The organism is Bradyrhizobium icense (assembly GCF_001693385.1).
Classification (GTDB): Bacteria; Pseudomonadota; Alphaproteobacteria; order Rhizobiales; family Xanthobacteraceae; genus Bradyrhizobium; species Bradyrhizobium icense.
This window is the reverse complement of record NZ_CP016428.1, coordinates 6,728,687-6,753,970: the sequence shown is the minus strand read 5'-3', so window position 1 is coordinate 6,753,970 and position 25,284 is coordinate 6,728,687. Positions and strand designations below refer to the sequence as shown.

Genomic DNA, 25,284 nt, shown 5'->3' with positions numbered 1-25,284 from the left:
TATGATTTGGTTCCGGTCCGCGAACTCCCATACGGGCCCGCAGCTCCATCGCTGCATCAGAGGCCGGACAGATGGCAGCATCCGACTACGCGCCAATCTTCTTCAAAAACCGCTTGCATCTCGCGGGGCGTCCACAGATGAGTACACGGCCTAGCCGAGCACGATCTCCTTTTCGATCCCGATCGCGCGCAAAAAAGCCTCGTCGTGACTGACCACGATCAGCGCGCCATCGAATCCTTTCAGCGCACCTTCCAGTTCCTCGATCGAGGCGAGATCGAGATGGTTGGTCGGCTCGTCCAGCAGCAGGAGGAAAGGCGGCTGCGGGCGTGCGAACACGCAGGCGAGGCCCGCGCGCAGCCGCTCGCCGCCGCTCAGCGTCGCCGCGATCTGCAGCGCCGCCTTGTTACGGAACGCAAACCGCGCCAGGGCAGCGTGCGCCGCGTTGGCCGAGAGCTCCGGATTGAGGCGACGCAGATTGTCGAGAATGCTTAAGCCAGGATCGAGCAGGCCGACATGCTGATCGAGTACGGCAATGCGGTCGGTGAGGCGGCTGATATCGCCGCTCGCAGGTTTCAACTCACCGCTGAGCAGGCAGAACAAGGTGGTCTTGCCAGAACCGTTTGCGCCGCGAATGGCGATCCGCTCGGGTCCGCGAACCTCGAACGACAGCGGTCCGAACAGATGACGTTCCGCAAAAGCCATCACCACGTCCCTGAAAGCGACGAGTTCGCGGCTGCCGGGCAGATGGGTGCGCGGCAGATCGATCGACAGCGGCGTCAGGATCTCGACATGGGCCTTGGCCATTTCCAGCGCCTCGGTGCGCTCGCCGAGCAGGCGGCCGGCGAGCCCGCTTTCGCGCGCGGCGCTGTTCTCGGCGCGCTCCTTCTCGCGGTCCATGAACATCTTGTCCTCGATGCCCTTGGCGCGCCAGGCGCGGCCGGCCTTGTCGCGGCGTGCCTTCTTCTCCCGCGCCTTCTGCAGCGCGCGCTCGGTATTGCGTAAGGCATCCGCGGCGCGGTCGAGGTCATCGGCGGCGCGGGCGCGCGCCGCCTCACGCGCCTTCGCAAACTCCGGCCACGCGCCGCCGAACAGGGTGACGCCGACCGGCGTCAGTTCGACGATGCGGTCGATGCGTTCGAGCAGCGTGCGGTCGTGGCTGGCAACGAGGACGCCGCCATGCCAGCGTTCGAGCAACTGCGCCACGGCCTGCCTTCCGTCGGTATCGAGATTGTTGGTCGGCTCGTCCAATAGCAGAACGTCCGGTGCCTCGATCAAAAGCCGCGCCAGCGCCACCCGCGTTCGCTCGCCGCCGCTCAACGAGGCGATCGGGCGATCCAGCGGCAATGACGGCAGTCCGGCTTCGACCAGTGCCGCCTGTATCCGCGCTTGCAGCGTCCAATCCGCTTCCGTCGCGTCATCAAGCGATCCTTCGCCGCATTCGAGCCGGCGCAGGCGGGCGAGACTGCTCGTCACGCCGAGCGCCTCGCCGACCGTCAGCCGTTCATCGGTCAGTTGCGCGAGCATGCCGATTGAACCGATGCGTTGCAGCGATCCGCCGGCAGGCTCGATCTCGCCCGCGATCAGGCGCAGCAATGAGGATTTGCCGGAGCCGTTGCGGCCGACAAGGCCGGTGCGCTCGCGCCCTATGGCGAGCGTCAATCCGTCGAACAGCGGGCGTCCGTCAGGCGTGGCGAGGGAGATGGAATCCAGAACGAGAAAGGCAGGCATGGAGGGCTTCCGAAAATGGACTGATGTCGCGAGGCGCGGTCAGCGTTGCGATGTCCATTTCTCTCTCCAGGGTTTCTCGACGGTCTCTTGAGCCGGTCGTCGTCGGTTCCGCCCGCCGCTTTTGCAGGGAACCGCAACCACCGTCCATTAGATACGCATTGCCGTCATTCGTCCAGCTTGCTGCAAGGCGCGCTTCCCGAGCGATCAGCGGGAATACTCCACGCGCGGCGGGGTCTCTACCTCCGGCTGGACCGTGGATTCGCTCACGCAGGAAAACCGGAGGTTCGCATGATGAAGTCGGCTATCAAGTTTGCAATGCTGGTCATGTTTTCGATGGCTCTGATCGCTTCGCCGCCATCCGTTCCGGCCTTTGCCGCGGGAGGCGGTGGTGACCCGCCTTCGGCGAACCCGCCGCCACCGGACACCCGGTCTGCACCCAAGTCCACTTCCAAGTCCAAGAAGAAGGCCCCCAAACAGTCGAACGCCGACGATGATGCGTTCCGGAAAGCGTACCGTGCCGCGCATGCGACGATCTATGAGCGCAACGATTATGCTGGTGCCATCGAGCAGCTAAAGGCGCTCGGCCGTGACGACAACGCTGACGTCGCCAATTTGATCGGCTATTCCTATCGCAAGCTCGGCGATTACAGCCTGTCGCAAGTTTGGTACGAGCGCGCGTTGAAGGCGGATCCGAGCCACGTGCTGACCTGGCAGTATTACGGCCTGTGGCAGATCGAGCAGGGCAACCGCGACCAGGCGTCGTACCATCTGACGCGAATTGCCGCGATTTGCGGCACGGCTTGCGAAGAATATAAGTCGCTGGCCGCGGCCCTCGAAAAGCCGCCCGGCACCGGACTCGTTTATTGAGGTTCTGACGTAACAGGGCGGGCGCGGTTGGGCGCGCTCGCCTGATCGTTGCTTAGGCCTGTGGCCGCGGCGCGTCCGGCGCGGCGGCAGGCATGGCGCGGGTACGGAAATAGTCGAGCACGAAGAGACGGATCGCCGAGGACAAGTTTCCCTGCTGGCGATTGCTGTCGATCTCGCCGACCAGTTCGGACAGCGTCATGTTCCGCAGGCCCGAGATTTCCTTCATCCCGTTCCAGAAAGCCTCCTCGAGGCTGACGCTGGTCTTGTGACCGGCAACGACGATCGAGCGTTTGACGACGGGCGACTTCATGATGCGTCTCCGTCCTCGAGCTTGTGCTGGTCCAGAAGATTGCCGGCGCGATCCTTGCGACGTTCATCGAGCACGCGTTCGACCTTGGTCCGGCCAAAGCGTGCGCGGTTGGCATCGGCTTGCCTTGCCGATTGTTCCCGTTCGGTACGCTTCTTGAATCGCTTCAGATTGATCACGTCTCCCATGCTCGCCTCCATTATCCGGCGGCTTGAAGACATGATGATTCATGGGGCAGAAAAACGTCGCGTCGTACGCAAGCAAATTGGATGGTCATTGGGAATCCCCGTGTAGCCGTCCCTGATAGCATCAAAAAATAAATTCCGCTCTGCGAAAACCGAATAATTCCTGCTCCTACCATGCGTCAACGCAACCGCGATAGATGATCACCTCATTCTTCGGGCATGATCCATAATTTATTCTCTCATCCGTAGTTTCCCGGGGGCGGCAGTGGCGATCAGCCCGGGTGTGTCATTTTGTCCGGCTGCACCAGTCGTTCGAATTCGGCGGCGTTCACAAATCCGAGGCGCACGGCCTCTTCCTTCAACGTTGTCCCGCGTGCGTGCGCCGATTTGGCGACCTTCGCCGCGTTGTCGTATCCGATCTTGGGAGCCAGTGCAGTGACCAGCATCAGCGAGCGCTCCATTAATTCGCGGATTCGCTTTTCGTCGGCGCGGATGCCCACCACGCAATGTTCGGTGAACGAGCGCGCCGCGTCCGATAGCAGTTGAATGGAATGCATCATACAATATGCCAATACGGGTTTGTAAACATTCAATTCGAAATGCCCCTGGCTGCCGGCGACGGTGACGGCGGTCTGGTTGCCGAACACCTGACAGCAGACCATGGTCATCGCTTCGCACTGGGTCGGGTTGACCTTGCCGGGCATGATCGAAGAGCCCGGTTCGTTTTCCGGCAGGATCAATTCTCCGAGACCGGAACGCGGGCCAGAACCCAACAGGCGAATGTCATTGGCGATCTTGAACAGGCCGGTCGCCACGGAGTTGATCGCGCCGTGCACCAGCACATAGGCGTCATTGGAAGCCAGCGCCTCGAATTTGTTGGGCGCGCTGGTGAAGGGCAGTTTTGCGATGTTCGCGACATGCCTGGCGAACAGCTTTGCAAATTTCGGCTTTGAGTTGAGACCGGTTCCAACCGCAGTGCCGCCCTGCGCCAGCGGGAACAGCTCCTTCACTGCGGTTCGCAGCCGCGCGATCCCGCTCTCGACCTGCGCGGCGTAGCCTGAAAATTCCTGTCCCAGCGTCAATGGCGTTGCGTCCTGGGTATGGGTTCGCCCGATCTTGACGATCTTTGCGAACGCCTTTTCCTTCTTGCGCAATTCGCGATGCAATCCGTCGAGCGCCGGAATCAGGTCGGCGACGATCCGTCCGGCGGCGGCGATATGCATCGCCGTTGGAAATGAATCGTTCGACGACTGACTCATGTTGACGTGGTCGTTGGGATGAACCGGTTTCTTGGCGCCGAGCTCGCCGCCGAGCATCTGGTTGGCGCGGTTGGCGATCACCTCGTTGAGGTTCATGTTGGTCTGGGTGCCGGAGCCGGTCTGCCAGACGACGAGGGGAAAGTGATCGTCGAGCTTGCCTTCGATCACCTCGCGTGCCGCGCGGATGATGGCGCCGGCTCTGCGTGCATCAAGCAGTCCGAGTTCCCGGTTGGTTTGGGCGGCGGCGAGCTTGACGAGACCGAGCGCATGGACGACCGCAATCGGCATGCGGTCCTGGCCGATCTTGAAATTCTGCCGCGAGCGCTCCGTCTGCGCGCCCCAATAGCGGTCAGCGGGAACGTCGATCGGACCGAAGCTGTCGGTCTCGCTGCGGGTAGATTTGTTTCCAGATGTTATTGATCGAGCCATGCGTAATGTCCGTTGCGCCGTGAAAGGGCGGAACGGACATTACAGCGTCGTGGATTTTCTCGCGCTTAGATTATTTCTTGCGGAAACGATCCAGCCGCACCACTTCCGCGCCTTCGCTCGTCTTCGCAGGCTCGTCCTTGGTTTCCGCGGCGGGCTCCGGCGCGGCGACGGGCAGGGCGGATGGCGCGGAAACCGCCGGCAGCTTCGCCGCCGGCGCCTCTGCCGCCGTTTCCGACGGCTCGAACTGCAGGCCGAACTGTACCGACGGATCGAGGAAGCTCTTGATCGCCGCGAACGGCACCACCAGCCGCTCGGGAATGCCGCCGAACGACAGGCCGACCTCGAAACGATCCTCCGTCACTACCAGATCCCAGAACTGATGCTGCAGGATGATCGTCATCTCTTCCGGATACTGCGCCAGGAGCCGCGGTGACAGCTTCACGCCGTCGGCGGTGGACAGGAAGGTGATGAAGAAATGATGCTCGCCGGGCAGGCCGTGTTCGGCTGCGTCAGCCAGCACCCGGCGCAGCACTCCGCGCAGCGCGTCGCGCGCCAGCACGTCATAACGGATGTGATCGGTCGCCATGGTCGTCCTGTCAGGTTTTATGGCCGCCGGTCCCCCGACTCGCCCCTTTGTCCCCATGCTACCCCGGCGGGAGCCGCAGGTCAGCAGGCGCGACGGATGGAATTGCAGCAACGGCTCCGTCGGCCGGAAATGAAAAGAATAAGTGGAGGCTTCTGTTGCCAGGTGCCTCCGAACCCCGCCTAGCGGAGCTTAACCCGCTAGGACTTTAGATTGGTCTTTCAAACTGCGTTACGCAGCCTGAGCAACCGGAGCATAGTTGTCGTTTGCAACTATTGCATAGCCCGATAACGGCGGAACAATACCGGGAAAAAACTCGTCCTTTACGCCCTCGTCGATCCTGGTTCGCCCCCGCCGAAACCCACCACGAGAGGGTGGACTTGGGTGGAGGCGCCGGGTACTGCCCCCGGGTCCGAATGGTTTATTGCGACGGTCATTTATTTCCATAGCCGGCGAACCGGCATCCCCAATATAGGGGGCAAGCTGGGAGAAAAACAGGGCCAATGGCGCTAAACGGGAGGGGAACGTGGCCCCGACTTTCGGTTTGCTATCGCCCAGTTGCGGTTTCGTCACGGATTCGACGATTCCAAAGATGTGCCGTTCACGTTCATGCATAAACAACGCGCAATTCGCCGCCACCCACCGCCCGCCCCGGGGCCGAAATGCGCGGTTCGTGACGTGATCGGCAATTCGCTCGCGTGTGTTGCAGCGCGTCAACCGGAAAAGTTGCGATCTCTGTGCCCTTTAAGGGGTTGATGGCGGCCTTGACCGCTCCGTTTACTTTCGGCGCTGGAGTGTTTTGGGTTTTGCTGGCGTTGTCTGAGGAAAGTCGCTAGGCAGTTTCCGGGACAAGTATCCAGGTTATCCAAGCAAACGGGAGAGAAGCCTCTCGTGGGGAGGAGGTATCCATGAACGCTACGCCGGGCCATGCGCCGGTCAAATCCATCATGCCGAAATGGGTTCGCAACCCGCAGGAATTCGTCGGCGGAATTGCCTTGATGGCGATCGCCGCGTTCGCGCTTTGGGCGTCGAGCGACCTGCAGGGAATGCGCGGATTTTCATTCGGCGCCGGCACCGCGCCGCGGATGTTTGCATTTCTGCTGTTTGGCCTGGGCGCTCTCATCGCCGTCGTCGGCGTCGTCACCGAAGGTCCCCATCTCGCGAAATACCATTGGCGGGGACCCTTTTTCGTTACGGTTGCGATCTTGACGTTTGCCTTCACGATCCGGCCGATGGGAATGATCTTTGCCGCTATGGCGAGCTTCCTGATCGCGGCATGCGGGACACCGGAAACGCGATGGACGGAAACGTTGATCGTTGCCGTCTGCCTGACGACGTTTTGCGCCCTGTTGTTTCCGTATGCGCTCGGCCTGCCTTTGCAGCTCCTGCCGACTTTCATGATCCGTTGAGGGCGCGATGGGAGATATCTTTACAAATCTTGGGCTCGGCTTCGGCGTCGTTTTCCAGTTCGTGCAGTGGACACCCGCCTTTCTTGGCGGAGCTTCCATTCCGATCCCGGTCAATATTCTGCTGTGTCTGATCGGCGCTCTGGTCGGTACGCTGGTCGGCGTGCTGCCGGGCATCGGCACCATCGCCACCGTCGCCATGCTGCTTCCGATCACGTTCGGCCTGCCGCCGGTGGGCGCGCTGATCATGCTGGCTGGCATCTATTACGGTGCGCAATATGGTGGCTCGACCACGTCGATCCTGGTCAATATTCCAGGTGAGGCCGGCTCGGTGGTCACCGCGCTCGATGGCTTCCAGATGGCGAAGAAAGGCCGCGCCGGCCCGGCGCTCGCGATCGCCGCGATCGGATCGTTCTTCGCCGGCTGCGTCGCGACCGTGCTGATTGCGCTGCTGGGTGCGCCGCTCACCAGGGTGGCGCTGGCGTTCGGACCTGCCGAATACTTCTCGCTGATGGTGCTCGGCCTGATCTTCGCGGTCGTGCTCGCGAAAGGCTCCGTGCTGAAGGCGATCGCGATGATCGTGCTCGGCCTGCTGCTTTCCATGGTCGGGTCCGACATCGAGACCGGTGCGTCCCGCATGGCCTTCAACATTCCCGAACTGGCTGACGGTCTTGGTTTTGCCACGCTGGCGATGGGACTGTTCGGCTTTGCTGAGATCATTCGCAATCTCGACGCCGGCGGCGAAACCGATCGCAAGCTGGTCCAGGAGAAGGTTTCGGGCCTGATGCCGACGGCGAAGGATCTCAAGGATTCGGCGCCCGCGGTGGGGCGCGGTACCGTCCTCGGATCGATCCTCGGCATTCTGCCAGGCGGCGGCGCCGTGATCGCATCGTTCGCGGCCTACACGCTCGAGAAGAAGATCGCGAAAGATCCCTCGAAGTTCGGTCATGGCGAGATCCGGGGCGTTGCAGCACCCGAGAGTGCCAACAATGCCGCGGCCCAGACCTCCTTCATCCCGCTACTCACGCTCGGCATTCCGCCGAACGCGGTGATGGCGCTGATGGTCGGCGCGATGACCATTCACGGCATCGTGCCAGGCCCCCAGGTGATGCAGAAGCAACCCGATCTGGTGTGGGGCATGATCGCTTCGATGTGGGTCGGCAACCTCATGCTGCTGATCATCAACCTTCCGCTGGTCGGGATATGGGTGCGGCTCCTGCGCGTGCCGTACCGCCTGATGTTTCCGTCCATCGTGGTCTTCTGCTCCATTGGCATCTACTCGGTGAACAACGCCCCGACCGACGTCATGCTTGCAGGTGCGTTCGGGTTGGTCGGCTACTGGCTGATCAAGCACGACTTCGAGCCGGCGCCCTTGCTGCTCGGCATGGTGCTTGGACCGCTGATGGAAGAGAACCTGCGTCGGGCGCTGTTGATCTCGCGCGGCGACTGGTCAGTCTTCGTGACGCGTCCGCTGTCGGCGGTGCTGATGGCGATTGCCGCAGCGTTGCTGATCCTTACGGTGCTTCCAACGCTGCGCAAGAAGCGTGACGAGGTGTTTGTCGAATCGGAGAACTGACCTGCGTCGGTGCGCCGCAGCCCGAAGTCTGGTCGACTTCGGGTTAATTTTCTATGCCATGGAAAATGCCGACCGGCGGGCTCGGCATTGTAACGGATTTCAGGAGATCAAAATGAATTGGTACGGTCGCTCGCTCGCGAGCGGTTTTCTGGCAGTGCTTGCCGGGCTGGTCTTGTCTTCGACGCAGGCGCTGGCACAAGCCTATCCGACGCGCAATATCACCATGATCGTGCCGTTCGCGGCGGGCGGACCGACGGATGTCATCGCGCGCATCGTCACCGGCCATATGGCGCAGACGCTCGGTCAAACCATCATCATCGAAAACGTGGTCGGCGCCGGCGGCACCACCGCCACCACCCGCGCCGCGCGGGCCGCCAATGACGGCTATACGCTGATCACGGGGCATATGGGCACGCATGCGGCTTCCGTGCCGCTTTATCCCAAGCTCGCCTATCACCCGGAAAAGGATTTTGAGCCGGTCGGCCTGCTCGCCGGTACGCCGATCCTGATCCTGGCGCGCAAGGATCTGCCGCCGAAGGACCTCAAGGAATTCACCGCCTACGTCAAGGCGAATGAGACCAAGGTCAACGCGGCGCATGCCGGCATCGGCTCGGTCTCGAACGTATCCTGCGAACTGTTGAACTCCGTGCTCGGCGTCAAGCCGATCGGCGTTCCCTTCAACGGCACCGGTCCTGCGATGAACGCGCTGGTGGCCGGGCAGGTCGATTACATGTGCGACCAGATCGTCAATGCCGTGCCGCAGATCAACGGCGGTACCATCAAGGCCTATGCCGTGGCGACGCCGGAGCGTAACCCGTCATTGCCGAATGTTCCCACCACCGCCGAGGCCGGCCTGCCGGCCTTCCAGGCCCAGGCATGGAACGCGATCTTCGCGCCCAAGGGAACGCCCCCGGATGTCGTTGCCAAGTTGAACGCCGCGGTGGTCAAGGCGCTCGACGACGAGAATGTACGCAAGCGCCTGCTCGAACTCGGCAGCGTCATACCGCCTGCCGCCGATCGCACGCCGACGGCGCTGGGAACGCTGGTGAAGAGCGAAATCGCGAAGTGGACACCGGTGGTCAAGCCGGTGAATTGATCCCTGTCAGACGGATAGGTGAGGGGCGGAACGCGGGTTCCGCCCCTTGTCGTTTGTTCGGGGAGCGATCATTTTTCCGGGTATAATTGATGTTGGACGCCGAATCGGCGTGTCGATCGGATGTCCCGGCCGCTAAATTCGCCGTTCCGAAGAGGCCTGAAGCACCAGCCATGAACCAGTACCACGACCTGCTCGAACGTATCCTTAGCGACGGCGCGGAGAAGCACGACCGCACCGGCACCGGTACGCTGTCGATCTTCGGTCATCAGATGCGGTTCAATCTCTCGGCCGGCTTTCCAATGCTGACCACCAAGCGGCTGCCGCTGAAGGCGATCGTGCATGAATTGCTCTGGTTCCTGGCCGGCGACACCAACATCAAATACCTCAGGGATAACGGCGTTTCGATCTGGGATGAATGGGCCGACGCCAACGGCGATCTCGGCCCGGTTTATGGATCGCAGTGGCGCTCATGGCCGGCGCCGGACGGGCGCAGCATCGACCAGATTTCCAACGTCATCGACATGATCAGGCGCAACCCGGATTCACGGCGGTTGATCGTGACCGCCTGGAACCCAGCCGACGTCGACAAGATGGCGCTGCCGCCTTGTCATTGCCTGTTCCAGTTCTACGTCGCGAACGGCAAATTGTCGTGCCAGCTCTATCAGCGCTCGGCCGACGTGTTCCTCGGCGTGCCCTTCAACATCGCTTCCTATTCGTTGCTGACGATAATGGTGGCGCAGGTGACGGGATTGAAGCCCGGCGATTTCGTGCATTCGCTCGGCGATGCGCATCTCTACTCCAACCACCTCGAGCAGGCCCGGCTGCAACTGACACGGCCGACGCGGCCGTTGCCGGTCATGAAGATCAATCCTGACGTGAACGATATCTTCGCCTACCGCTACGAGGATTTCGCGCTCGAAGGCTACGATCCGCACCCGCACATCAAGGCCGAAGTGGCTGTATGACGAGCGGTGTGAGCATCTGATGTCCCTGACGATCCGCCGCGCACGCCCGGGCGAAGCGGGACTTGTCCTGTCCTTCGTTCGCGAACTCGCCGAATACGAAAAACTGCTCCACGAAGTCGAAGCGACCGAAGCGGGCATCGATGCGGCGCTGTTCGGCGCCAATCCGCGATTGTTCTGCGAGATCGCCGAGTGGGGCGGCGAGCCGGCCGGCTTCGCGGTCTGGTTCGTCAATTTCTCGACCTTCAGCGGCCGCTCCGGCATCTATCTGGAAGATCTGTTCGTCCGCCCGGCGCTGCGCGGCAAGGGGATCGGCAAGGCGCTCCTGGTGCATCTCGCGAGGGAATGCGTAGCGAACGGCTGGTCGCGCTTGCAGTGGGCGGTCCTCGACTGGAATACGCCGTCGATTGAATTCTATAAGTCGCTCGGTGCGGTCTTGATGGACGAATGGACCGTGTGCCGGGTCGGCGGTCCGGCGCTCGCGGCGCTGGCGCAAGGGACGCGGTAATGGAAATCGTACTCATCGTCGCGGTCGCGGAGAACGGCGTGATCGGGGCAGGTGGCGCCATTCCCTGGCGGCTGAAATCCGACATGGCGCGCTTCAGGGCGCTGACGACGGGAAAGCCCGTGGTGATGGGCCGCAAGACCTTCGTCTCGATCGGCCGGCCGCTTCCCGGGCGGACCAATATCGTCGTCACCCGCGATGGCGGTTTTCGCGCCGATGGCGTGGTGGTTACCCATTCCTTCACCGATGCGAAGGCGATCGCCACCGGCGATGCGCTGCGACGTTTCGCCACTGAGATCGCCGTGATCGGCGGCGCCGAAATCTACGCGCAATGGATGGACAGCGCCGACCGCCTGGAGATTACCGAGGTTCATGACCGGCCCGACGGCGACACGCGTTTCCCGGCGGTCGATTTGGCCGTATGGCAAGAGGTCACTCGCGCGCGGAATCCGGCCGGTCCGGACGACAGCGCCGATTTCTCCTATGTGACATTTCGTCGGCGCCAACAGAGTTAACCTCGCTAACCAAGGTTTACATTGACAATTATGGCGTCAGGCATAGCTGCTTCGAGCAGGAAGCTTGCGTTGTAAGGGACCTAGCGGTCCCCTATAAAGCCGGGCGGATATGCGAGGCTCAAGGCCGACCGCCGAGCAGGCGGGCCCGTTCCCCGCGCAGAGGAGAGTTTATATGCCGTGGAAGAATCAAGGCGGGGGTCCGTGGGGCCAGGGTCCGAAGGGGCCGTGGGGTGGCGGTCCGCAATCGGCCGGGCCGAGGCCACCTGATCTGGAAGACCTTCTGCGACGCGGCCAGGACAAGCTGCAGCAGCTTCTGCCGGGCGGCCATTTCAGCGGCATGGGCATCGCGCTGGTGCTGGCCGGCGCGCTGGTGATCTGGGGGTTGTCCGGATTCTTCCGCGTGCAGTCGGAAGAGCTCGGCGTCGTGCTGCGCTTCGGCAAGCATGTGCGCACCGTGCAGCCCGGCCTGAACTATCATCTGCCCTATCCGATCGAGACGGTGCTGCTGCCGAAGGCGTTGCGCGTCTCCACCATCTCGATCGGCATGCAGCTGATCGAGGATCCGGCACGGCGCGGCCGCACCATGCGGGACGTGCCGGAAGAGAGCCTGATGCTGACCGGCGACGAAAACATCGTCGACGTCGACTTCGCGGTATTGTGGCGGATCAAGCCCGATGGCGTCGGTAACTTCCTCTTCAACATCCAGAACCCCGAAGGCACTGTGAAGGCGGTGGCCGAAAGCGCGATGCGCGAGGTGATCGGCCGCTCCTTCATCCAGCCGATCCTGACTGGCGCCCGCACCACGACGGAAGCGGGCGTGCAGGAACTGATGCAGAGGACGCTCGACTTTTACGGCGCGGGGGTTCTGATCACGCAGGTGCAGATGCAGAAGGTCGATCCGCCCGCGCAGGTCATCGACGCGTTCCGTGACGTGCAAGCCGCGCGTGCCGACTCCGAGCGCCTGCAGAACGAGGCGCAGACCTATGCCAACCGCATCATCCCCGAAGCGCGCGGCCGTGCCGCGCAGATCCTGCAGGTCGCGGAAGGTTACAGGGAGCAGGCGGTCGCCGAGGCCAAGGGCCAGAGCGCGCGCTTCGAGAAGGTTTACGACGAATACAGGAAGGCCCCCGACGTGACGCGGCAGCGAATCTATCTGGAGACGATGGAGCGAATCCTCGGCGGTTCCGAGAAGCTGGTCTATGACGGCGGCAATTCGGGTTCGGCTCAGAGCATCGTGCCGTATCTGCCGCTTAGCGAATTGACGCCGCGGCGTCCGCCGGCATCGCCCTCCACGAGCCAGCCGCAGCAGGGGGGCTCCCGATGAGATCCCCGGTTGCAGGCGTTACTGCCCTGATCCTGCTGCTCGTCGTCATCATTGTCGGCTACAGCTCGGTCTTTACGGTCGCTCAGACCGAACAGGTACTCGTGGTACGGCTCGGCGAGCCGGTGCGCGTCGTCACCGATCCCGGCCTGAACTTCAAGGCGCCGTTCATCGACACGGTGATTACGATCGACAAGCGAATCCTCGACCTGGAAAATCCGTCGCAGGAAGTGATCGCGTCGGATCAGAAGCGGCTGGTGGTCGACGCGTTCGCTCGCTATCGCATCAAGGACCCGCTGCGCTTCTATCAGAGCATCGGCACGATCCAGGCCGCCAACATCCAGCTTACGACGCTGTTGAACGCGGCGCTGCGCCGCGTTCTGGGTGAGGTCAACTTCATTACCGTGGTTCGCGATGAACGCGAGACGCTGATGACGCGGATCCGCGACCAGCTCGATCGGGAGGCTGATCAGTACGGCATCCAGGTGGCCGACGTCCGCATCCGCCGTGCCGATCTGCCGGAGCAGAACAGCCAGGCGGTCTATCAGCGGATGCAGACCGAACGGCAGCGCGAGGCCGCCGAGTTCCGCGCCCAGGGCGGCCAGAAGGCACAGGAGATCCGCTCCAAGGCCGATCGCGAGGCGACCGTGATCGTCGCCGAAGCCAATTCGACCGCCGAGCAGACGCGCGGCGTCGGCGACGCGGAACGGAACCGGCTGTTCGCTGAAGCCTATGGCCGGGATGCGGATTTCTTCGCCTTCTACCGTTCGATGTCGGCCTACGAGACCGGGCTGCGCAGCAACGACACCCGGTTCCTGCTGCGGCCGGATTCCGAGTTCTTCCGCTTTTTCGCCAATCCGTCGGGCCATCCGCCGGCGGCCGCTGCGGCGGCCGCAGCGCCGAAGCCTTAAACGGCCGGCCGCGGTACACAAGTTTCGGCGAAGCGGGGGCCGCTTCGCCGGCACAAAAACAAAAAGGCGCTTGAGTAGCGGGGGGATGCCATCCGATGAGGTCCATTGCGTTCGCCGACTTCCTCATCGGTGTGGGCATCCTCTTTGTGCTCGAAGGCCTGATGTTCGCAGCCAGCCCGGCCTGGATGCGCCGGGCGATGAAGAGCGCGCTGGTGACGCCGGACAATATTTTGCGGATCGTCGGCATCGTTTCGGCGGTCGTCGGCCTGCTTCTGATCTGGTTCGTGCGGCGGTAGGTTCCGGCCACCGTCATTTCCGGGGCACGCGAAGCGCGAACTACGGTGCGCAATTGCGCACCTGAGAATTTCGAGCTTCCACAATGCGCAATTTGCACATTGGGGGTCGCTTCGCGCCCCGGAATGACGGTAATCAACGGCCGCAACTATCTCTGGCGCCAACGAAATCGTGAGCCGCCGGCGACCCGTTTTTCGCCGGAATGTCCGGCGCAGATGCTTGCGCCCAGGACCCGTTCGGGCGCACTGTGGGCGCAAATTTGAGCCTTTGGAGACGAGCCGACATGACCGGTGCCAGACCCGCCTTGAAAAGCCGCCTGCGCCTGATGGGGATTGCGATCTCGTTCGGTGCCGTCAGCATGCTGGCTTCAGTGCCGGCCAGTGCGCGCGGGCCGGATGGTATCGCCGACATTGCCGAGAAGGTAATCGAGTCCGTCGTCAATATTTCGACCTCGCAGAGCGTGGAGGTCAAGGGCGGAAAGGATGCGATGCCGCAATTGCCGCCGGGCTCGCCGTTCGAGGAATTTTTTGACGACTTCTTCAAGAACCGGCGCGGCGGCCTGCCCAAGGGCGGCGACAAGAGCGGCGAAATGCACCCGCCGCGCAAGACCAATTCGCTCGGCTCCGGTTTCATCGTCGATGCCGCTGGCGTCGTCGTCACCAACAATCACGTCATCGCGGATGCCGACGAGATCAACTTGATCATGAACGACGGTACCAAGATCAAGGCCGAACTGGTCGGCGTCGACAAGAAGACCGACATTGCGGTCTTGAAGTTCAAGCCGGTGAAGCCGGTGACCGCGGTGAAGTTCGGCGATTCCGACAAGCTGCGGCTCGGCGAATGGGTGATTGCGATCGGCAATCCGTTCAGCCTCGGTGGCTCGGTCACGGCCGGTATCGTGTCGGCGCGCAACCGCGACATCAGCCAGGGGCCGTACGACAGCTACATTCAGACCGATGCCTCCATCAACCGCGGCAATTCCGGCGGTCCGCTGTTCAATCTCGAAGGCGAAGTGGTGGGCGTCAACACGCTGATCATCTCGCCGACCGGCGGTTCGATCGGCCTCGGCTTCGCGGTTCCGTCGAAGACGGTGGCCCGCGTGGTCGATCAGCTCCAGCAGTTCGGCGAATTGCGCCGTGGCTGGCTCGGCGTGCGGATCCAGCAGGTCACCGAGGAGATCGCTGAAAGCCTCAGCATCAAGCCTGCCCGCGGCGCGCTGGTTGCCGGCGTCGACGACAAGGGGCCGGCCAAGCCCGCCGGCATCGAGCCTGGCGATGTCGTCGTCAAGTTCGACGGCAAGGACGTCAAGGACCCGAAGGATCTTTCGCGCGTCGTCGCCGACACCGCGGTCGGCAAGGAAGTCGAGGTCGTCATCATCCGCAAGGGTAACGAGGAAACCCGCAAGGTCACGCTCGGCCGCCTCGAGGATACTGAAAAGGTGCAGCAGGCCGCCGCCAAGACCAAGGAAGATCCTGTCGAGAAGCCGGTGACGCAAAAGGCGCTCGGCCTCGATCTGGCCGCCCTGAGCAAGGACCTGCGTACGAAGTACAAGGTCAAGGAGAGCGTCAAAGGCGTGATCATCACCGGTGTCGACGGCTCCTCCGACGCCGCCGAAAAGCGGCTCTCCGCCGGCGACGTCATCGTCGAGGTGGCGCAGGAAGCGGTCGCGAGCGCTGCCGACATCAAGAAGCGCGTCGATCAGCTCAAGAAGGACGGCAAGAAATCGGTGCTGCTGCTGGTGTCGAATGGCGAGGGCGAATTGCGCTTTGTCGCGCTCAGCGTGCAGTAATTAACGACGGGATCATTGAAGGTCGTCCCAAACAACGCCGTCGTCCCTGCGAACGCAGGGACCCATAACCACCAGCGCGGATTGCATGTAAGGCAACTGGCCCCATCGCATCATGGACGGGCCGCGGCGTTTGGGTCCCTGCGTTCGCATGCGACGACGCCACTCGTTATCCCCCCACAAATTCCTCGCGCCGATACCCTTGCGCATATAGCAGCGCGGTGAGGTCGCCATAGTCGATCCGCGCAGCCGCGGCGGCGGCCACCGCGGGCTTGGCGTGATAGGCGACCCCGAGCCCCGCCGCCTGGATCATGCCGAGATCGTTGGCGCCGTCGCCGGTCACCAGCGTATCGATCTCGTCGAGGTCGAAGGATTCGCGCAGCTCGATCAGCGTCGCAAGCTTGGCGGCGCGGCCGAGGATGGGCTCGGCCACTTCGCCGGTGAATTTGCCGTCGAGAACCTCCAGCTCGTTGGCGCGGTTCTCCTGGAAGCCGATCCTGGCCGCGACCGCATGCGTGAACAGCGTGAAGCCGCCGGAGATCAGGCAGGTCCAGGCGCCGTTGGCGCGCATGGTGGCAACCAGTTCGCGGCCTCCCGGCGTCGGCGTGATGCGCTTTGCCAGGACTTCATCGACCACGCTGACCGGCAGGTCCTTCAGGAGCGCGACACGCTCGCGCAGCGCCGGCTCGAACTCGATCTCGCCGCGCATCGCGCGCTCGGTGATGCCTGCGACGTGGGCCTTCAGCCCGGCGAAGTCCGCCAGCTCGTCGATGCATTCCTGGCCGATCATGGTGGAGTCCATGTCGGCGAGAAAAAGCTTCTTGCGCCTGAACGCGGCAGGCTGCACGACAATGTCGATCGGCAGGTCGCCGCGCGCCCGTTGCAGGCGGGTTTCGATCGCCTTGATTCCGTCCGGGCTCTTGACCTGGCTGTCGAAGGGAATGTCGACTGCCACTTCGTCGAACAGCCATTGTGCCGTTCCCGGCGAGGGGAGAACAGCCAGCGCGCCGTCGACGATGGTGGAGTCGAGCGCAGGGTTGGCCGGATTGCAGATGAGGGTGGCGACCAGGGACATGCAGGCGTATCAGCTAGATTTGAGCAAGGCCGTGCTTATCGCAGGGCCGACCGCCAGCGGCAAGTCGGCCCTGGCGCTCGAATTGGCGCAAAGGACCGGCGGCGTCGTCATCAACACCGATTCCATGCAGGTCTATAGCGATCTCCGCATCATCACGGCGCGGCCGACGCCGGAGGAGGAGGCGCGGGTGCCGCACCGGCTCTATGGCCATGTCGACGCATCGGTCAATTTCTCGGCCGGAGCGTGGGTGGCGGACGCCGGAAAGGTGCTGGCGGAGGCGCGCGCGGAAGACCGGCTGCCGATCTTGGTCGGCGGCTCCGGCCTCTACTTCAAGGCGCTGACGCGCGGTCTCTCCGCGGTGCCGCCGATCCCGGCCGAGGTGCGCGAAGCCGTACGTGCCCGGCTGGAATGCGATGGCGTCGAGCCGTTGCACGCTGAATTGGCGCGGCGCGATCCCGTCTCCGCCGCGCGGTTGAAGCCGCGCGACCGCACCCGGATTGCCCGCGCGCTGGAAGTCGTGGAAGCTACAGGACGCACACTGCCGGACTGGCATCGCGAAGGCCTGCCGCCGCTGCTCCCTCGAGGCGAATTCACTGCACTGTTTCTCGCGCCCGACCGCGACCAGCTTTATGCGCGGATCGATGCGCGGTTCGACGCGATGCTGGCCGCGGGTGCGCTGGAGGAGGTCGCAGCGCTCGCCGCGCGAAAGCTCGATTCCCTGCTGCCGGCAATGAAGGCCCATGGCGTGCCGGCGCTGATGCGGCACCTCAGGGGTGAAATCACGCGCGAGGAGGCCGCCGAAATCGGCCGCGCCGATACCCGCCATTACGCCAAGCGGCAATTCACCTGGTTCCGGCATCAATTGCCGGAGTTCGAATGGGTGACGCCGGAGGCGGCGAGGAGGTGGGTCGTTTGAGTCATTCCGGGGCGCGAAGCGAACTGAAATGTGCAACTGCACATCTGAGAATCTCGAGATTCCCCGTTGCGCAATTGCGCACCTGAGGTCTGGTCCTTCGGACCATCCCGGAATGACCTCGGAGTAACAACGCCGCATAGCTGGAACCAAAAATTCCCCCTCGCCGAACGCCCGGAACACCGCTACACTGCCTAAATCGCGCCGAAAGCGTGCGTCCCTTGACTTCCGGGGGCCGAACGGTATAACCCGCGCAACCTTTGGGAAGTCCGAGCCGCAAAATGCGTAACATTATTACCAAACTCCTTATCGTCGTCGTACCCAGGCACACCGCCGGGGGTGGCTAGCGGCCATCCAAATTCAGGCGGTGTGCATGGGGCCTCTCGGGCCCTTTTTTATTTCCCAAAACAGACAACCGAAAGAAGCCGCGCAACAAGCGCATCCGGAGCAGACCATGACCGACCAGAGCCACGACCCCAATCAGATGACCGGCGCCGCGATGATCGTGCGCGCGCTCATCGATCACGGCGTCCAGCACATCTTCGGCTATCCCGGCGGCGCGGTGCTTCCGATCTATGACGAGATTTTCCAGCAGAGCGAGGTCGAGCACATCCTGGTGCGCCACGAGCAGGGCGCCGGCCATGCGGCCGAGGGCTATGCGCGTTCGACCGGCAAGCCGGGTGTGGTGCTGGTGACGTCGGGTCCCGGCGCCACCAACATGGTGACGCCGCTGACGGACGCGCTGATGGATTCGATTCCGCTGGTCTGTATCACCGGCCAGGTCCCCACGCACTTGATCGGCAACGACGCGTTCCAGGAATGCGACACCGTCGGCATCACCCGTCCGTGCACCAAGCACAACTGGCTGGTGCGCGACGTCAACGACCTGGCGAAAGTGCTGCACGAGGCGTTTTACGTGGCGACCACGGGCCGACCCGGCCCCGTGCTGGTCGACGTGCCCAAGGATGTGCAGTTCGCGACCGGCACCTACCATCCGCCGCGCAAGTCCGACGTCCATGTCTCCTACACGCCGCGGGTCAAAGGCGACGCCGCGCAGATCCGCAAGGCCGTCGCGCTGCTCGCGTCTGCCAAGCGTCCGGTGATCTATTCCGGCGGCGGCGTCATCAATTCCGGAATCGAAGCCTCGAAGCTGCTGCGTGAGCTGGTTGAGGTCACAGGCTTTCCGATCACCTCGACCCTGATGGGCCTCGGCGCTTACCCGGCCACGGGGAAGAACTGGCTCGGCATGCTCGGCATGCACGGCACCTACGAGGCCAACATGGCGATGCATGGTTGCGACGTCATGCTGTGCGTCGGCGCGCGCTTCGACGACCGCATCACCGGCCGCGTCGATGCGTTCTCGCCGGGCTCGAAGAAGATCCACATCGACATCGATCCGTCCTCGATCAACAAGAACATCCATGTCGACGTGCCGATCATCGGCGATGCCGGCAACGTGCTCGGCGATTTGCTGCAGGTGTTCAAGGCGGAAGCGAAGAAGCCCGACATCAAGAGCTGGTGGCAGGAGATTGCCACCTGGCGCGCGCGCAATTCGCTCGCCTACAAGAAGAGCAATGACGTGATCCTGCCGCAATACGCCATCGAACGATTGTTCGCGGCTACGCGCGGCCATGACACCTACATCACCACCGAAGTCGGCCAGCACCAGATGTGGGCCGCGCAGTTCTTCGGCTTCGAGGAGCCGCATCGCTGGATGACGTCGGGCGGTCTCGGCACCATGGGTTACGGCCTGCCGGCTGCGCTCGGCGTGCAGGTGGCGCATCCCGACAGCCTCGTGATCGACATTGCCGGCGATGCCTCGGTGCAGATGACGATGCAGGAGATGTCGACGGCGGTTCAGTATGAACTGCCGATCAAGATCTTCATCCTGAACAACCAGTACATGGGCATGGTGCGGCAGTGGCAGCAGCTCCTGCACGGCAACCGGCTGTCGCATTCCTACTCCGAGGCGCTGCCGGATTTCGTCAAGCTCGCCGACGCCTTCGGATGCGTCGGCCTGCAGGCGATCAAGCCCTCTGATCTCGACGGCGCGCTCAAGGAAATGATCAAGGTCAAGCGCCCGGTGCTGTTCGATTGCCGTGTCGCCGCACTGGAAAACTGCTTCCCGATGATTCCGTCCGGCAAGGCGCACAACGAAATGCTGCTGCCGGTGGAAGCCACCGACGAGGCCACCGCCGCGGCGTTTGCCGGCGGCAAGGCGCTGGTGTGAGGATGCGAGACAAGATTCGGTATGAGAACGCGAGACAAAAACTCCGCTGTCATCGCCCGGCTTGACCGGGCGATCCAGTACGCCGCGACGTCTCCATTACTCTCGGGCGCCTCTGGAATACTGGATCCCCGCCTTCGCGGGGATGACAACAACGAGGGAAGATCGACGGAAGACCAAAATGTTTGACCTCAGAGAACTCGAACGTGCGCACGAGATCGTGGGGCAGGCAGTGCCTCCGACGCCGGCGCATGCCTGGCCACTGCTTGCCGATCGGATGGGTACGCGCGTCATCGTCAAGCATGAGAACCACACGCCAATCGGCGCCTTCAAGGTGCGGGGTGGGCTGGTCTATCTGGAGCGGCTGAAGCGCGAACGGCCGAATACGCCCGGGATCATTTCCGCAACCCGCGGCAATCACGGCCAGAGCCTGGCGTTTGCGGCCAGTCGTCACGGCGTTCCAGCCGTGATCTATGTGCCGCGAGGCAATTCGGTCGAGAAGAACCGCGCCATGCGCGCGTTCGGCGCTGACCTCGTCGAACATGGCGAGGATTTTCAGGCGGCGGCCGAAGAAGCCCAGCGTCGCGCCCAGTTCGACGGTCTGCACATGGTGCCGTCGTTCCATCCCGACCTCGTGCTTGGCGTGGCGACCTACGCGCTCGAACTCCTGCGCGCGGCGCCCGACCTCGATGTGCTCTATGTGCCGATCGGGCAGGGCTCCGGGATCTGCGGCTGCATCATGGCGCGTGATCTCTTGGGGGCTAAGACGGAAATCGTCGGCGTGCAGTCAACCGAAGCGCCGTCTTACGCGCTGTCATTTGCGGCCGGCATGGTGGTGACGACGGAAACCAGCAACACGCTGGCCGACGGCATGGCAACCCGCGTTCCCGTTGCCGAGGCCCTCGCCGTCATCCGCAAAGGTGCCTCGCGCATCGTGCAGGTCACGGATGACGAGGTCGCCGCCGCCGTTCGCGCCTACTGGACCGACACGCACAACCTTGCCGAAGGTGCAGGCGCGGCCCCGCTCGCCGCGGCGCTGCAGGAAAAGAACAAGCTCGCAGGCAAGCGCGTCGGTTTGATCTTGAGCGGCGGCAATATCGATTTCGATCTGTTCCGCAAATGGGTCGGGACGGATGCTGCCGCCCCTGGTGAAAGGGCAATGGCGTAATGCCGCGAACACTAGCCAAGAATTTGCTGTCATCGTCCGGCTTGACCGGACGATCCAGTACGCCGCGGCCTTGCGATCAATCGCAGGCGCCGGCGATTACTGGATGCCCGCCTGCGCGGGCATGACAATAGAGAAGACAAGGGGACGACAATGAACCAGCCCGCATCCGCCTACTTCCTGGAAGATCGCCACGATCCCAACGAGACGCACACGCTTTCGGTGCTGGTGCAGAACGAGCCCGGCGTGCTCGCGCGCGTGATCGGCCTGTTTTCGGGGCGCGGTTACAACATCGACAGTCTCACCGTCTCCGAGACCGAGAGCCAGAAACATCTCTCGCGCATCACCATCGTCACGACGGGTACGCCGATGGTGATCGAGCAGATCAAGCACCAGCTCGATCGCATGATCCCGGTCTACCGCGTCGTCGACATGACGATCACCGGCCGTTCCATCGAGCGGGAGCTCGCCATGGTGAAAGTGCGTGGCCGTGGCGACAGCCGGGTCGAGGCGCTGCGGCTGGCGGATGCATTCCGTGCCCGCGTGATAGACGCCACGACCGAGAGTTTTGTGTTCGAGATCACAGGCAATTCATCCAAGATCAGTCAATTTATCGACCTGATGCGCCCGCTCGGCCTTGTCGAAGTGTCGCGCACCGGCGTTGCCGCGATCGGGCGTGGGCCTGAGGGGATGTGAACATGCTGGCGCGTGACTGGTATTACACTCAAAGGCGGCGGCTCGGGCTAGATTCCGCGGTCGCCTCGATCTACGACCGGCACGACGACAGCGACGAGCGGGCGCGTGCCGCGCTCACCATGCTCGGCGTACAGCGCGGCTGGCGCGTGGCCGACATCGGTTGCGGCAATGGCGTACTGGCCTGCGAGGCGGCGCTGATCGGGGCCGAGGTCGATGCCATCGACATTTCGCCGGCGATGCTGGCGCTCGCCGACATCTACGCGCGCGACCGAAAGGCGGCAATCCGTACCCAGCCGGCCGGTCTCTTGAGCTTCGCCTACCAGCCGAATTCCTATGATTTGATCGTCAGCGAATTCACTCTGCATCACCTGCCTGATTTCTGGAAGGCGGTGGCGCTGGCAAGGATCTATGCCGCGCTGAAGCCCGGCGCGAATTTCTATTTGCGCGACATCGTGTTCGTCAGCATGCCCGACGGCACCGAGCGCGATGTCGACCAATGGGCGGATTTCACCATCAAGAACCACGATTTCCAGCGCGAAGGCGTAGTCACCCACATGCGCGACGAATACTCGACCTTCGGTTGGGTGATCGAGCGCATGCTGACCGACATCGGCTTCACGCTGGAATCGGTCGACTATCACGCGCCGCTGCACGGTACCTATCTCCTGCGCAAACCAAAGCCGGATCAACAGAGCTAGAAAAAAATGAAACCGGCCGATGTCTGCATCGCCGCGCTGGTGGCGGTGATCTGGGGCCTTGCTTTCGTGGCCAGCCGGATCGCGCTCAACGAGTTTTCGCCGGAATTGATGACGACGCTGCGGTTTTCCATCGCAGCCTTGCCCTGCCTGTTCGTGGCGCGGCCGAAGGTTTCATGGTCGGTGCTGGTCTCGATCAGCTTCACGCTGTTTCTCGGCCAGTTTCTTGCCCAGGCGTTTGCCATTGCCCACGGCGTTCCCGTCGGTCTTTCCAGCGTGATCGTGCAGAGCCAGGCGCTGTTCACGATCGGCTTCGCCGCGCTTCTGTTCCGCGAGCGGCCGAGCCTGTGGCAGACAGTCGGCATTGCTATCGCCACCGCAGGCCTGCTGATGATCTGCGGCACCGTCGGCTACGATTTCAGCGTCAGCGCCTTCGCGATATTGATGATCTCCCCGCTCAGCTTCGCCGCCGGCAATCTGCTGCTGCGAAGTGCGCAGGGCGTGCCGATGTTCGATCTGTTCGCGTGGCTGTGTCTGGTCGCGGCAGTTCCGCTGTTTGCGCTGACGCTGGTCAGCAACGGTCCGCAGCCGACCTGGCATGCGCTGACCCATATGTCTCTGACCGGCTTGCTGTGCATGATTGGCCTCGGCGGCGTCTCCACCAGCATTGCCTACTGGCTGTGGGGCCGGCTGCTGCGGGATTACCCGGCGGCGCAGGTGGTGCCGTTCGCGCTTTTAGTGCCGTTCGTCGGTTCCGCGGCATCGAGCGTGGTGTTCGGCGAAACTTTTGGGCCGCTGCGGCTCGCCGGCATGATCACTGTGGTGGGGGGCATCGCCGTCATGCTGTTGTTCAAACCTACCAAGGCTTCAGAAGAACAAGTTCTGCCAAAGATCGCATGAGGCCCCCCGATGTCGCACTCGCTTTTGATCGCCTTCGTGATGTTCGCCACCGTGATGTTCTTCACGCCGGGGCCGAACAACATCATGCTGCTGTCGTCGGGGCTCACTTACGGCTTCCGCCCGACCATCCCGCACATCATGGGAATCACGGTCGGCTTTGCCTTCATGGTCGGCGCGGTGGGGCTGGGCCTTGGGACGATTTTCATTGCCTATCCGGTGCTGCAGACCATCCTGAAATATGCCGGTGTGGCCTACCTGATCTATCTGGCCTGGGCGATTGCGATGTCCGAGCCGCCGTCCGCGGATAAGGACAGCCGGGGCCGCCCGATGACGTTCTGGGGCGCGGCCATGTTCCAGTGGGTCAACGCCAAGGGCTGGGTCATGGTGATCGGCACGATCACTGCCTATGCGGCGATCGCCGCCTACCCCTGGAACATCGCGATCCAGGTGGGCCTCAGCCTGATTCTGGGCATCCTGTCCTGCACCGCCTGGGCCCTGTTCGGCACTGCGCTGCGACCGATCCTGACCTCCCGGCGCGCAGTGCGTGCCTTCAACATCGTCATGGCGGTACTGCTATTGGCCTCGCTCTATCCGGTCTTCATGGACGCATGATGCCGCACCGGGCCATGCATAAACGGGTTTCCCCTTCGAGGGAAAATGCTCTAGACAACGCCGGAAATTCGCGGGCGACCGGCGGTCCCACCTGTCCAAATGCCTGATTAACCGGCCCTTTTTGGCCATCGATTGAGGAAACGACCATGCGTGTTTATTACGATCGCGACGCCGACCTGAACCTGATCAAGGGCAAGAAGGTCGCCATCGTCGGCTACGGCAGCCAGGGCCATGCCCATGCGCTGAATTTGAAGGACTCCGGCGTCAAGGAAGTGGCGATTGCGCTCCGCAAGGGCTCGGCCTCGGCCAAGAAGGCGGAAACCGCCGGCTTCAAGGTGCTGGAAGTCGCCGAGGCCGCCAAATGGGCCGACCTCGTGATGATGCTGACCCCGGACGAACTGCAGGGCGACATCTACCGCGAGCACCTGCATGACAACATGAAGAAGGGCGCGGCGCTGGTGTTCGCGCATGGCCTCAACGTCCATTTCAACCTGCTCGATCCCCGCGCCGATCTCGACGTGCTGATGATCGCGCCGAAGGGCCCCGGCCATACCGTCCGCTCGGAATATCAGCGCGGCGGCGGCGTGCCCTGCCTGATCGCGATCGCCAAGGACGTTTCCGGCAATGCCCATGACCTCGGCCTCAGCTACGCCTCCGCGATCGGCGGCGGCCGGGCCGGCATCATCGAGACCACCTTCAAGGAAGAGTGCGAGACCGACCTGTTCGGCGAGCAGGTGGTGCTCTGCGGCGGCCTGGTCGAACTGATCAAGGGCGGCTACGAGACGCTGGTGGAAGCTGGCTACGCGCCCGAGATGGCCTATTTCGAGTGCCTGCACGAGGTGAAGCTGATCGTCGACCTGATCTATGAAGGCGGCATCGCCAACATGAACTACTCGATCTCCAACACCGCCGAATACGGCGAATACGTCACCGGCCCGCGCATCGTCACTGCGGAGACCAAGGCCGAGATGAAGCGCGTTCTCGCCGACATCCAGGGCGGCAAGTTCGCCCGCGACTGGATGCTGGAGAACAAGGTCAACCAGACCTCGTTCAAGGCGACCCGCGCCAAGCTCGCCCAGCATCCGATCGAGGAAGTCGGCGCCAAGCTCCGCGACATGATGCCGTGGATCAAGAAGGGCGCGTTGGTCGACAAGACCAAGAACTGAGGCGGGACGCTTCGATCAGCGTGGGCAAAGCGCAGCGTGCCCACCACTTACGTTGACTCCCGTGGAGAGATGGTGGGCACGGCGCAAAACGCCTTTGCCCACCCT

25 protein-coding genes and 1 other RNA gene are annotated in these 25,284 nt (G+C 63.0%); 19 read left to right on the top strand and 7 right to left on the bottom strand.

The window, feature by feature from the left end; genetic code table 11:
* Positions 1-150: 150 nt before the first annotated feature.
* Complete coding sequence (locus tag LMTR13_RS31260) at positions 151-1,728, bottom strand: ABC-F family ATP-binding cassette domain-containing protein (protein ID WP_065731124.1); 1,578 nt, start codon at positions 1,726-1,728, stop codon at positions 151-153.
* A 288-nt stretch (positions 1,729-2,016) separates the two neighbouring features.
* Here LMTR13_RS31260 and LMTR13_RS31255 point away from each other — a divergent pair, with 288 nt between their 5' ends.
* Positions 2,017-2,595, top strand: a complete 579-nt coding sequence (locus tag LMTR13_RS31255; protein WP_065731123.1) for a tetratricopeptide repeat protein — start codon at positions 2,017-2,019, stop codon at positions 2,593-2,595.
* Between the two features lie 52 nt (positions 2,596-2,647).
* Here the strand turns inward: LMTR13_RS31255 and LMTR13_RS31250 are convergent, their stop codons facing one another.
* From LMTR13_RS31250 to ssrA, 5 genes are all read right to left on the bottom strand, one after another.
* Complete coding sequence (locus LMTR13_RS31250) at positions 2,648-2,905, bottom strand: ribbon-helix-helix domain-containing protein (RefSeq protein WP_028350320.1); 258 nt, start codon at positions 2,903-2,905, stop codon at positions 2,648-2,650.
* The gene (locus LMTR13_RS31245; RefSeq protein ID WP_065733110.1) at positions 2,902-3,090 is read right to left on the bottom strand and encodes a DUF4169 family protein; all 189 of its coding nucleotides are present in this window, start codon (positions 3,088-3,090) and stop codon (positions 2,902-2,904) included. The genes LMTR13_RS31250 and LMTR13_RS31245 overlap by 4 nt, the downstream gene beginning before the upstream one ends.
* A gap of 269 nt (positions 3,091-3,359) precedes the next feature.
* Positions 3,360-4,775 carry a class II fumarate hydratase gene (gene fumC, locus LMTR13_RS31240; RefSeq protein WP_065731122.1) on the bottom strand — a complete coding sequence of 472 codons (1,416 nt, stop codon included), beginning with the start codon at positions 4,773-4,775 and terminating at the stop codon, positions 3,360-3,362.
* A gap of 70 nt (positions 4,776-4,845) precedes the next feature.
* Positions 4,846-5,361, bottom strand: a complete 516-nt coding sequence (locus LMTR13_RS31235; protein WP_065731121.1) for an SspB family protein — start codon at positions 5,359-5,361, stop codon at positions 4,846-4,848.
* A gap of 141 nt (positions 5,362-5,502) precedes the next feature.
* Positions 5,503-5,859: a transfer-messenger RNA gene (gene ssrA / locus LMTR13_RS31230) on the bottom strand.
* A 407-nt stretch (positions 5,860-6,266) separates the two neighbouring features.
* Between ssrA and LMTR13_RS31225 the strand changes: the two genes are divergently transcribed.
* The 10 genes from LMTR13_RS31225 to LMTR13_RS31180 all read left to right on the top strand — a co-directional run bounded on the left by LMTR13_RS31225 (position 6,267) and on the right by LMTR13_RS31180 (position 15,733).
* Complete coding sequence (locus tag LMTR13_RS31225) at positions 6,267-6,767, top strand: tripartite tricarboxylate transporter TctB family protein (protein ID WP_065731120.1); 501 nt, start codon at positions 6,267-6,269, stop codon at positions 6,765-6,767.
* Between the two features lie 7 nt (positions 6,768-6,774).
* Positions 6,775-8,340, top strand: coding sequence for a tripartite tricarboxylate transporter permease (locus LMTR13_RS31220; protein WP_065731119.1), 1,566 nt, complete (start codon positions 6,775-6,777; stop codon positions 8,338-8,340).
* Between the two features lie 112 nt (positions 8,341-8,452).
* Positions 8,453-9,436: a tripartite tricarboxylate transporter substrate binding protein BugD gene (locus LMTR13_RS31215; RefSeq protein WP_065731118.1), complete on the top strand. Its 984-nt coding sequence runs from the start codon at positions 8,453-8,455 to the stop codon at positions 9,434-9,436.
* Positions 9,437-9,606: 170 nt separating this feature from the next.
* Positions 9,607-10,401, top strand: a complete 795-nt coding sequence (locus LMTR13_RS31210) for a thymidylate synthase (protein ID WP_065731117.1) — start codon at positions 9,607-9,609, stop codon at positions 10,399-10,401.
* 19 nt (positions 10,402-10,420) lie between these two features.
* Positions 10,421-10,906, top strand: coding sequence for a GNAT family N-acetyltransferase (locus tag LMTR13_RS31205; protein ID WP_065731116.1), 486 nt, complete (start codon positions 10,421-10,423; stop codon positions 10,904-10,906).
* Positions 10,906-11,418: a dihydrofolate reductase gene (locus LMTR13_RS31200; protein ID WP_065731115.1), complete on the top strand. Its 513-nt coding sequence runs from the start codon at positions 10,906-10,908 to the stop codon at positions 11,416-11,418. Before LMTR13_RS31205 ends, LMTR13_RS31200 begins: the two co-directional genes overlap by 1 nt.
* 172 nt (positions 11,419-11,590) lie before the next feature.
* Positions 11,591-12,742 carry an FtsH protease activity modulator HflK gene (gene hflK / locus LMTR13_RS31195; protein WP_065731114.1) on the top strand — a complete coding sequence of 384 codons (1,152 nt, stop codon included), beginning with the start codon at positions 11,591-11,593 and terminating at the stop codon, positions 12,740-12,742.
* Positions 12,739-13,650, top strand: coding sequence for a protease modulator HflC (hflC, locus tag LMTR13_RS31190; RefSeq protein ID WP_065731113.1), 912 nt, complete (start codon positions 12,739-12,741; stop codon positions 13,648-13,650). The genes hflK and hflC overlap by 4 nt, the downstream gene beginning before the upstream one ends.
* A 95-nt stretch (positions 13,651-13,745) precedes the next feature.
* Complete coding sequence (locus LMTR13_RS31185; RefSeq protein ID WP_065731112.1) at positions 13,746-13,946, top strand: DUF2065 domain-containing protein; 201 nt, start codon at positions 13,746-13,748, stop codon at positions 13,944-13,946.
* Positions 13,947-14,227: 281 nt separating this feature from the next.
* The gene (locus tag LMTR13_RS31180; RefSeq protein WP_065731111.1) at positions 14,228-15,733 is read left to right on the top strand and encodes a Do family serine endopeptidase; all 1,506 of its coding nucleotides are present in this window, start codon (positions 14,228-14,230) and stop codon (positions 15,731-15,733) included.
* 166 nt (positions 15,734-15,899) lie between these two features.
* Here the strand turns inward: LMTR13_RS31180 and serB are convergent, their stop codons facing one another.
* On the bottom strand, positions 15,900-16,805 hold the full coding sequence (gene serB / locus LMTR13_RS31175; RefSeq protein ID WP_065731110.1) for a phosphoserine phosphatase SerB: 906 nt from the start codon (positions 16,803-16,805) through the stop codon (positions 15,900-15,902).
* Between serB and miaA the strand changes: the two genes are divergently transcribed.
* The 8 genes from miaA (at position 16,783) to ilvC (ending at position 25,179) form a co-directional block, all read left to right on the top strand.
* Positions 16,783-17,721, top strand: a complete 939-nt coding sequence (gene miaA, locus LMTR13_RS31170) for a tRNA (adenosine(37)-N6)-dimethylallyltransferase MiaA (RefSeq protein ID WP_236843201.1) — start codon at positions 16,783-16,785, stop codon at positions 17,719-17,721. The two genes, serB and miaA, sit on opposite strands and share 23 nt — an antisense overlap.
* A 451-nt stretch (positions 17,722-18,172) precedes the next feature.
* Positions 18,173-19,948, top strand: coding sequence for an acetolactate synthase 3 large subunit (locus LMTR13_RS31165; protein ID WP_065731108.1), 1,776 nt, complete (start codon positions 18,173-18,175; stop codon positions 19,946-19,948).
* A gap of 178 nt (positions 19,949-20,126) precedes the next feature.
* Positions 20,127-21,113: a threonine dehydratase gene (locus tag LMTR13_RS31160; RefSeq protein WP_065731107.1), complete on the top strand. Its 987-nt coding sequence runs from the start codon at positions 20,127-20,129 to the stop codon at positions 21,111-21,113.
* A 150-nt stretch (positions 21,114-21,263) separates the two neighbouring features.
* Positions 21,264-21,806: an acetolactate synthase small subunit gene (ilvN, locus tag LMTR13_RS31155; RefSeq protein WP_065731106.1), complete on the top strand. Its 543-nt coding sequence runs from the start codon at positions 21,264-21,266 to the stop codon at positions 21,804-21,806.
* Between the two features lie 2 nt (positions 21,807-21,808).
* Positions 21,809-22,504, top strand: a complete 696-nt coding sequence (locus LMTR13_RS31150) for a class I SAM-dependent methyltransferase (protein ID WP_065731105.1) — start codon at positions 21,809-21,811, stop codon at positions 22,502-22,504.
* 6 nt (positions 22,505-22,510) lie between these two features.
* Positions 22,511-23,401: an EamA family transporter gene (locus tag LMTR13_RS31145; protein WP_065731104.1), complete on the top strand. Its 891-nt coding sequence runs from the start codon at positions 22,511-22,513 to the stop codon at positions 23,399-23,401.
* 9 nt (positions 23,402-23,410) lie between these two features.
* Positions 23,411-24,013, top strand: coding sequence for a LysE family translocator (locus LMTR13_RS31140; protein ID WP_065731103.1), 603 nt, complete (start codon positions 23,411-23,413; stop codon positions 24,011-24,013).
* A 146-nt stretch (positions 24,014-24,159) separates the two neighbouring features.
* Positions 24,160-25,179: a ketol-acid reductoisomerase gene (gene ilvC, locus LMTR13_RS31135; protein ID WP_065731102.1), complete on the top strand. Its 1,020-nt coding sequence runs from the start codon at positions 24,160-24,162 to the stop codon at positions 25,177-25,179.
* Positions 25,180-25,284: the final 105 nt, after the last annotated feature.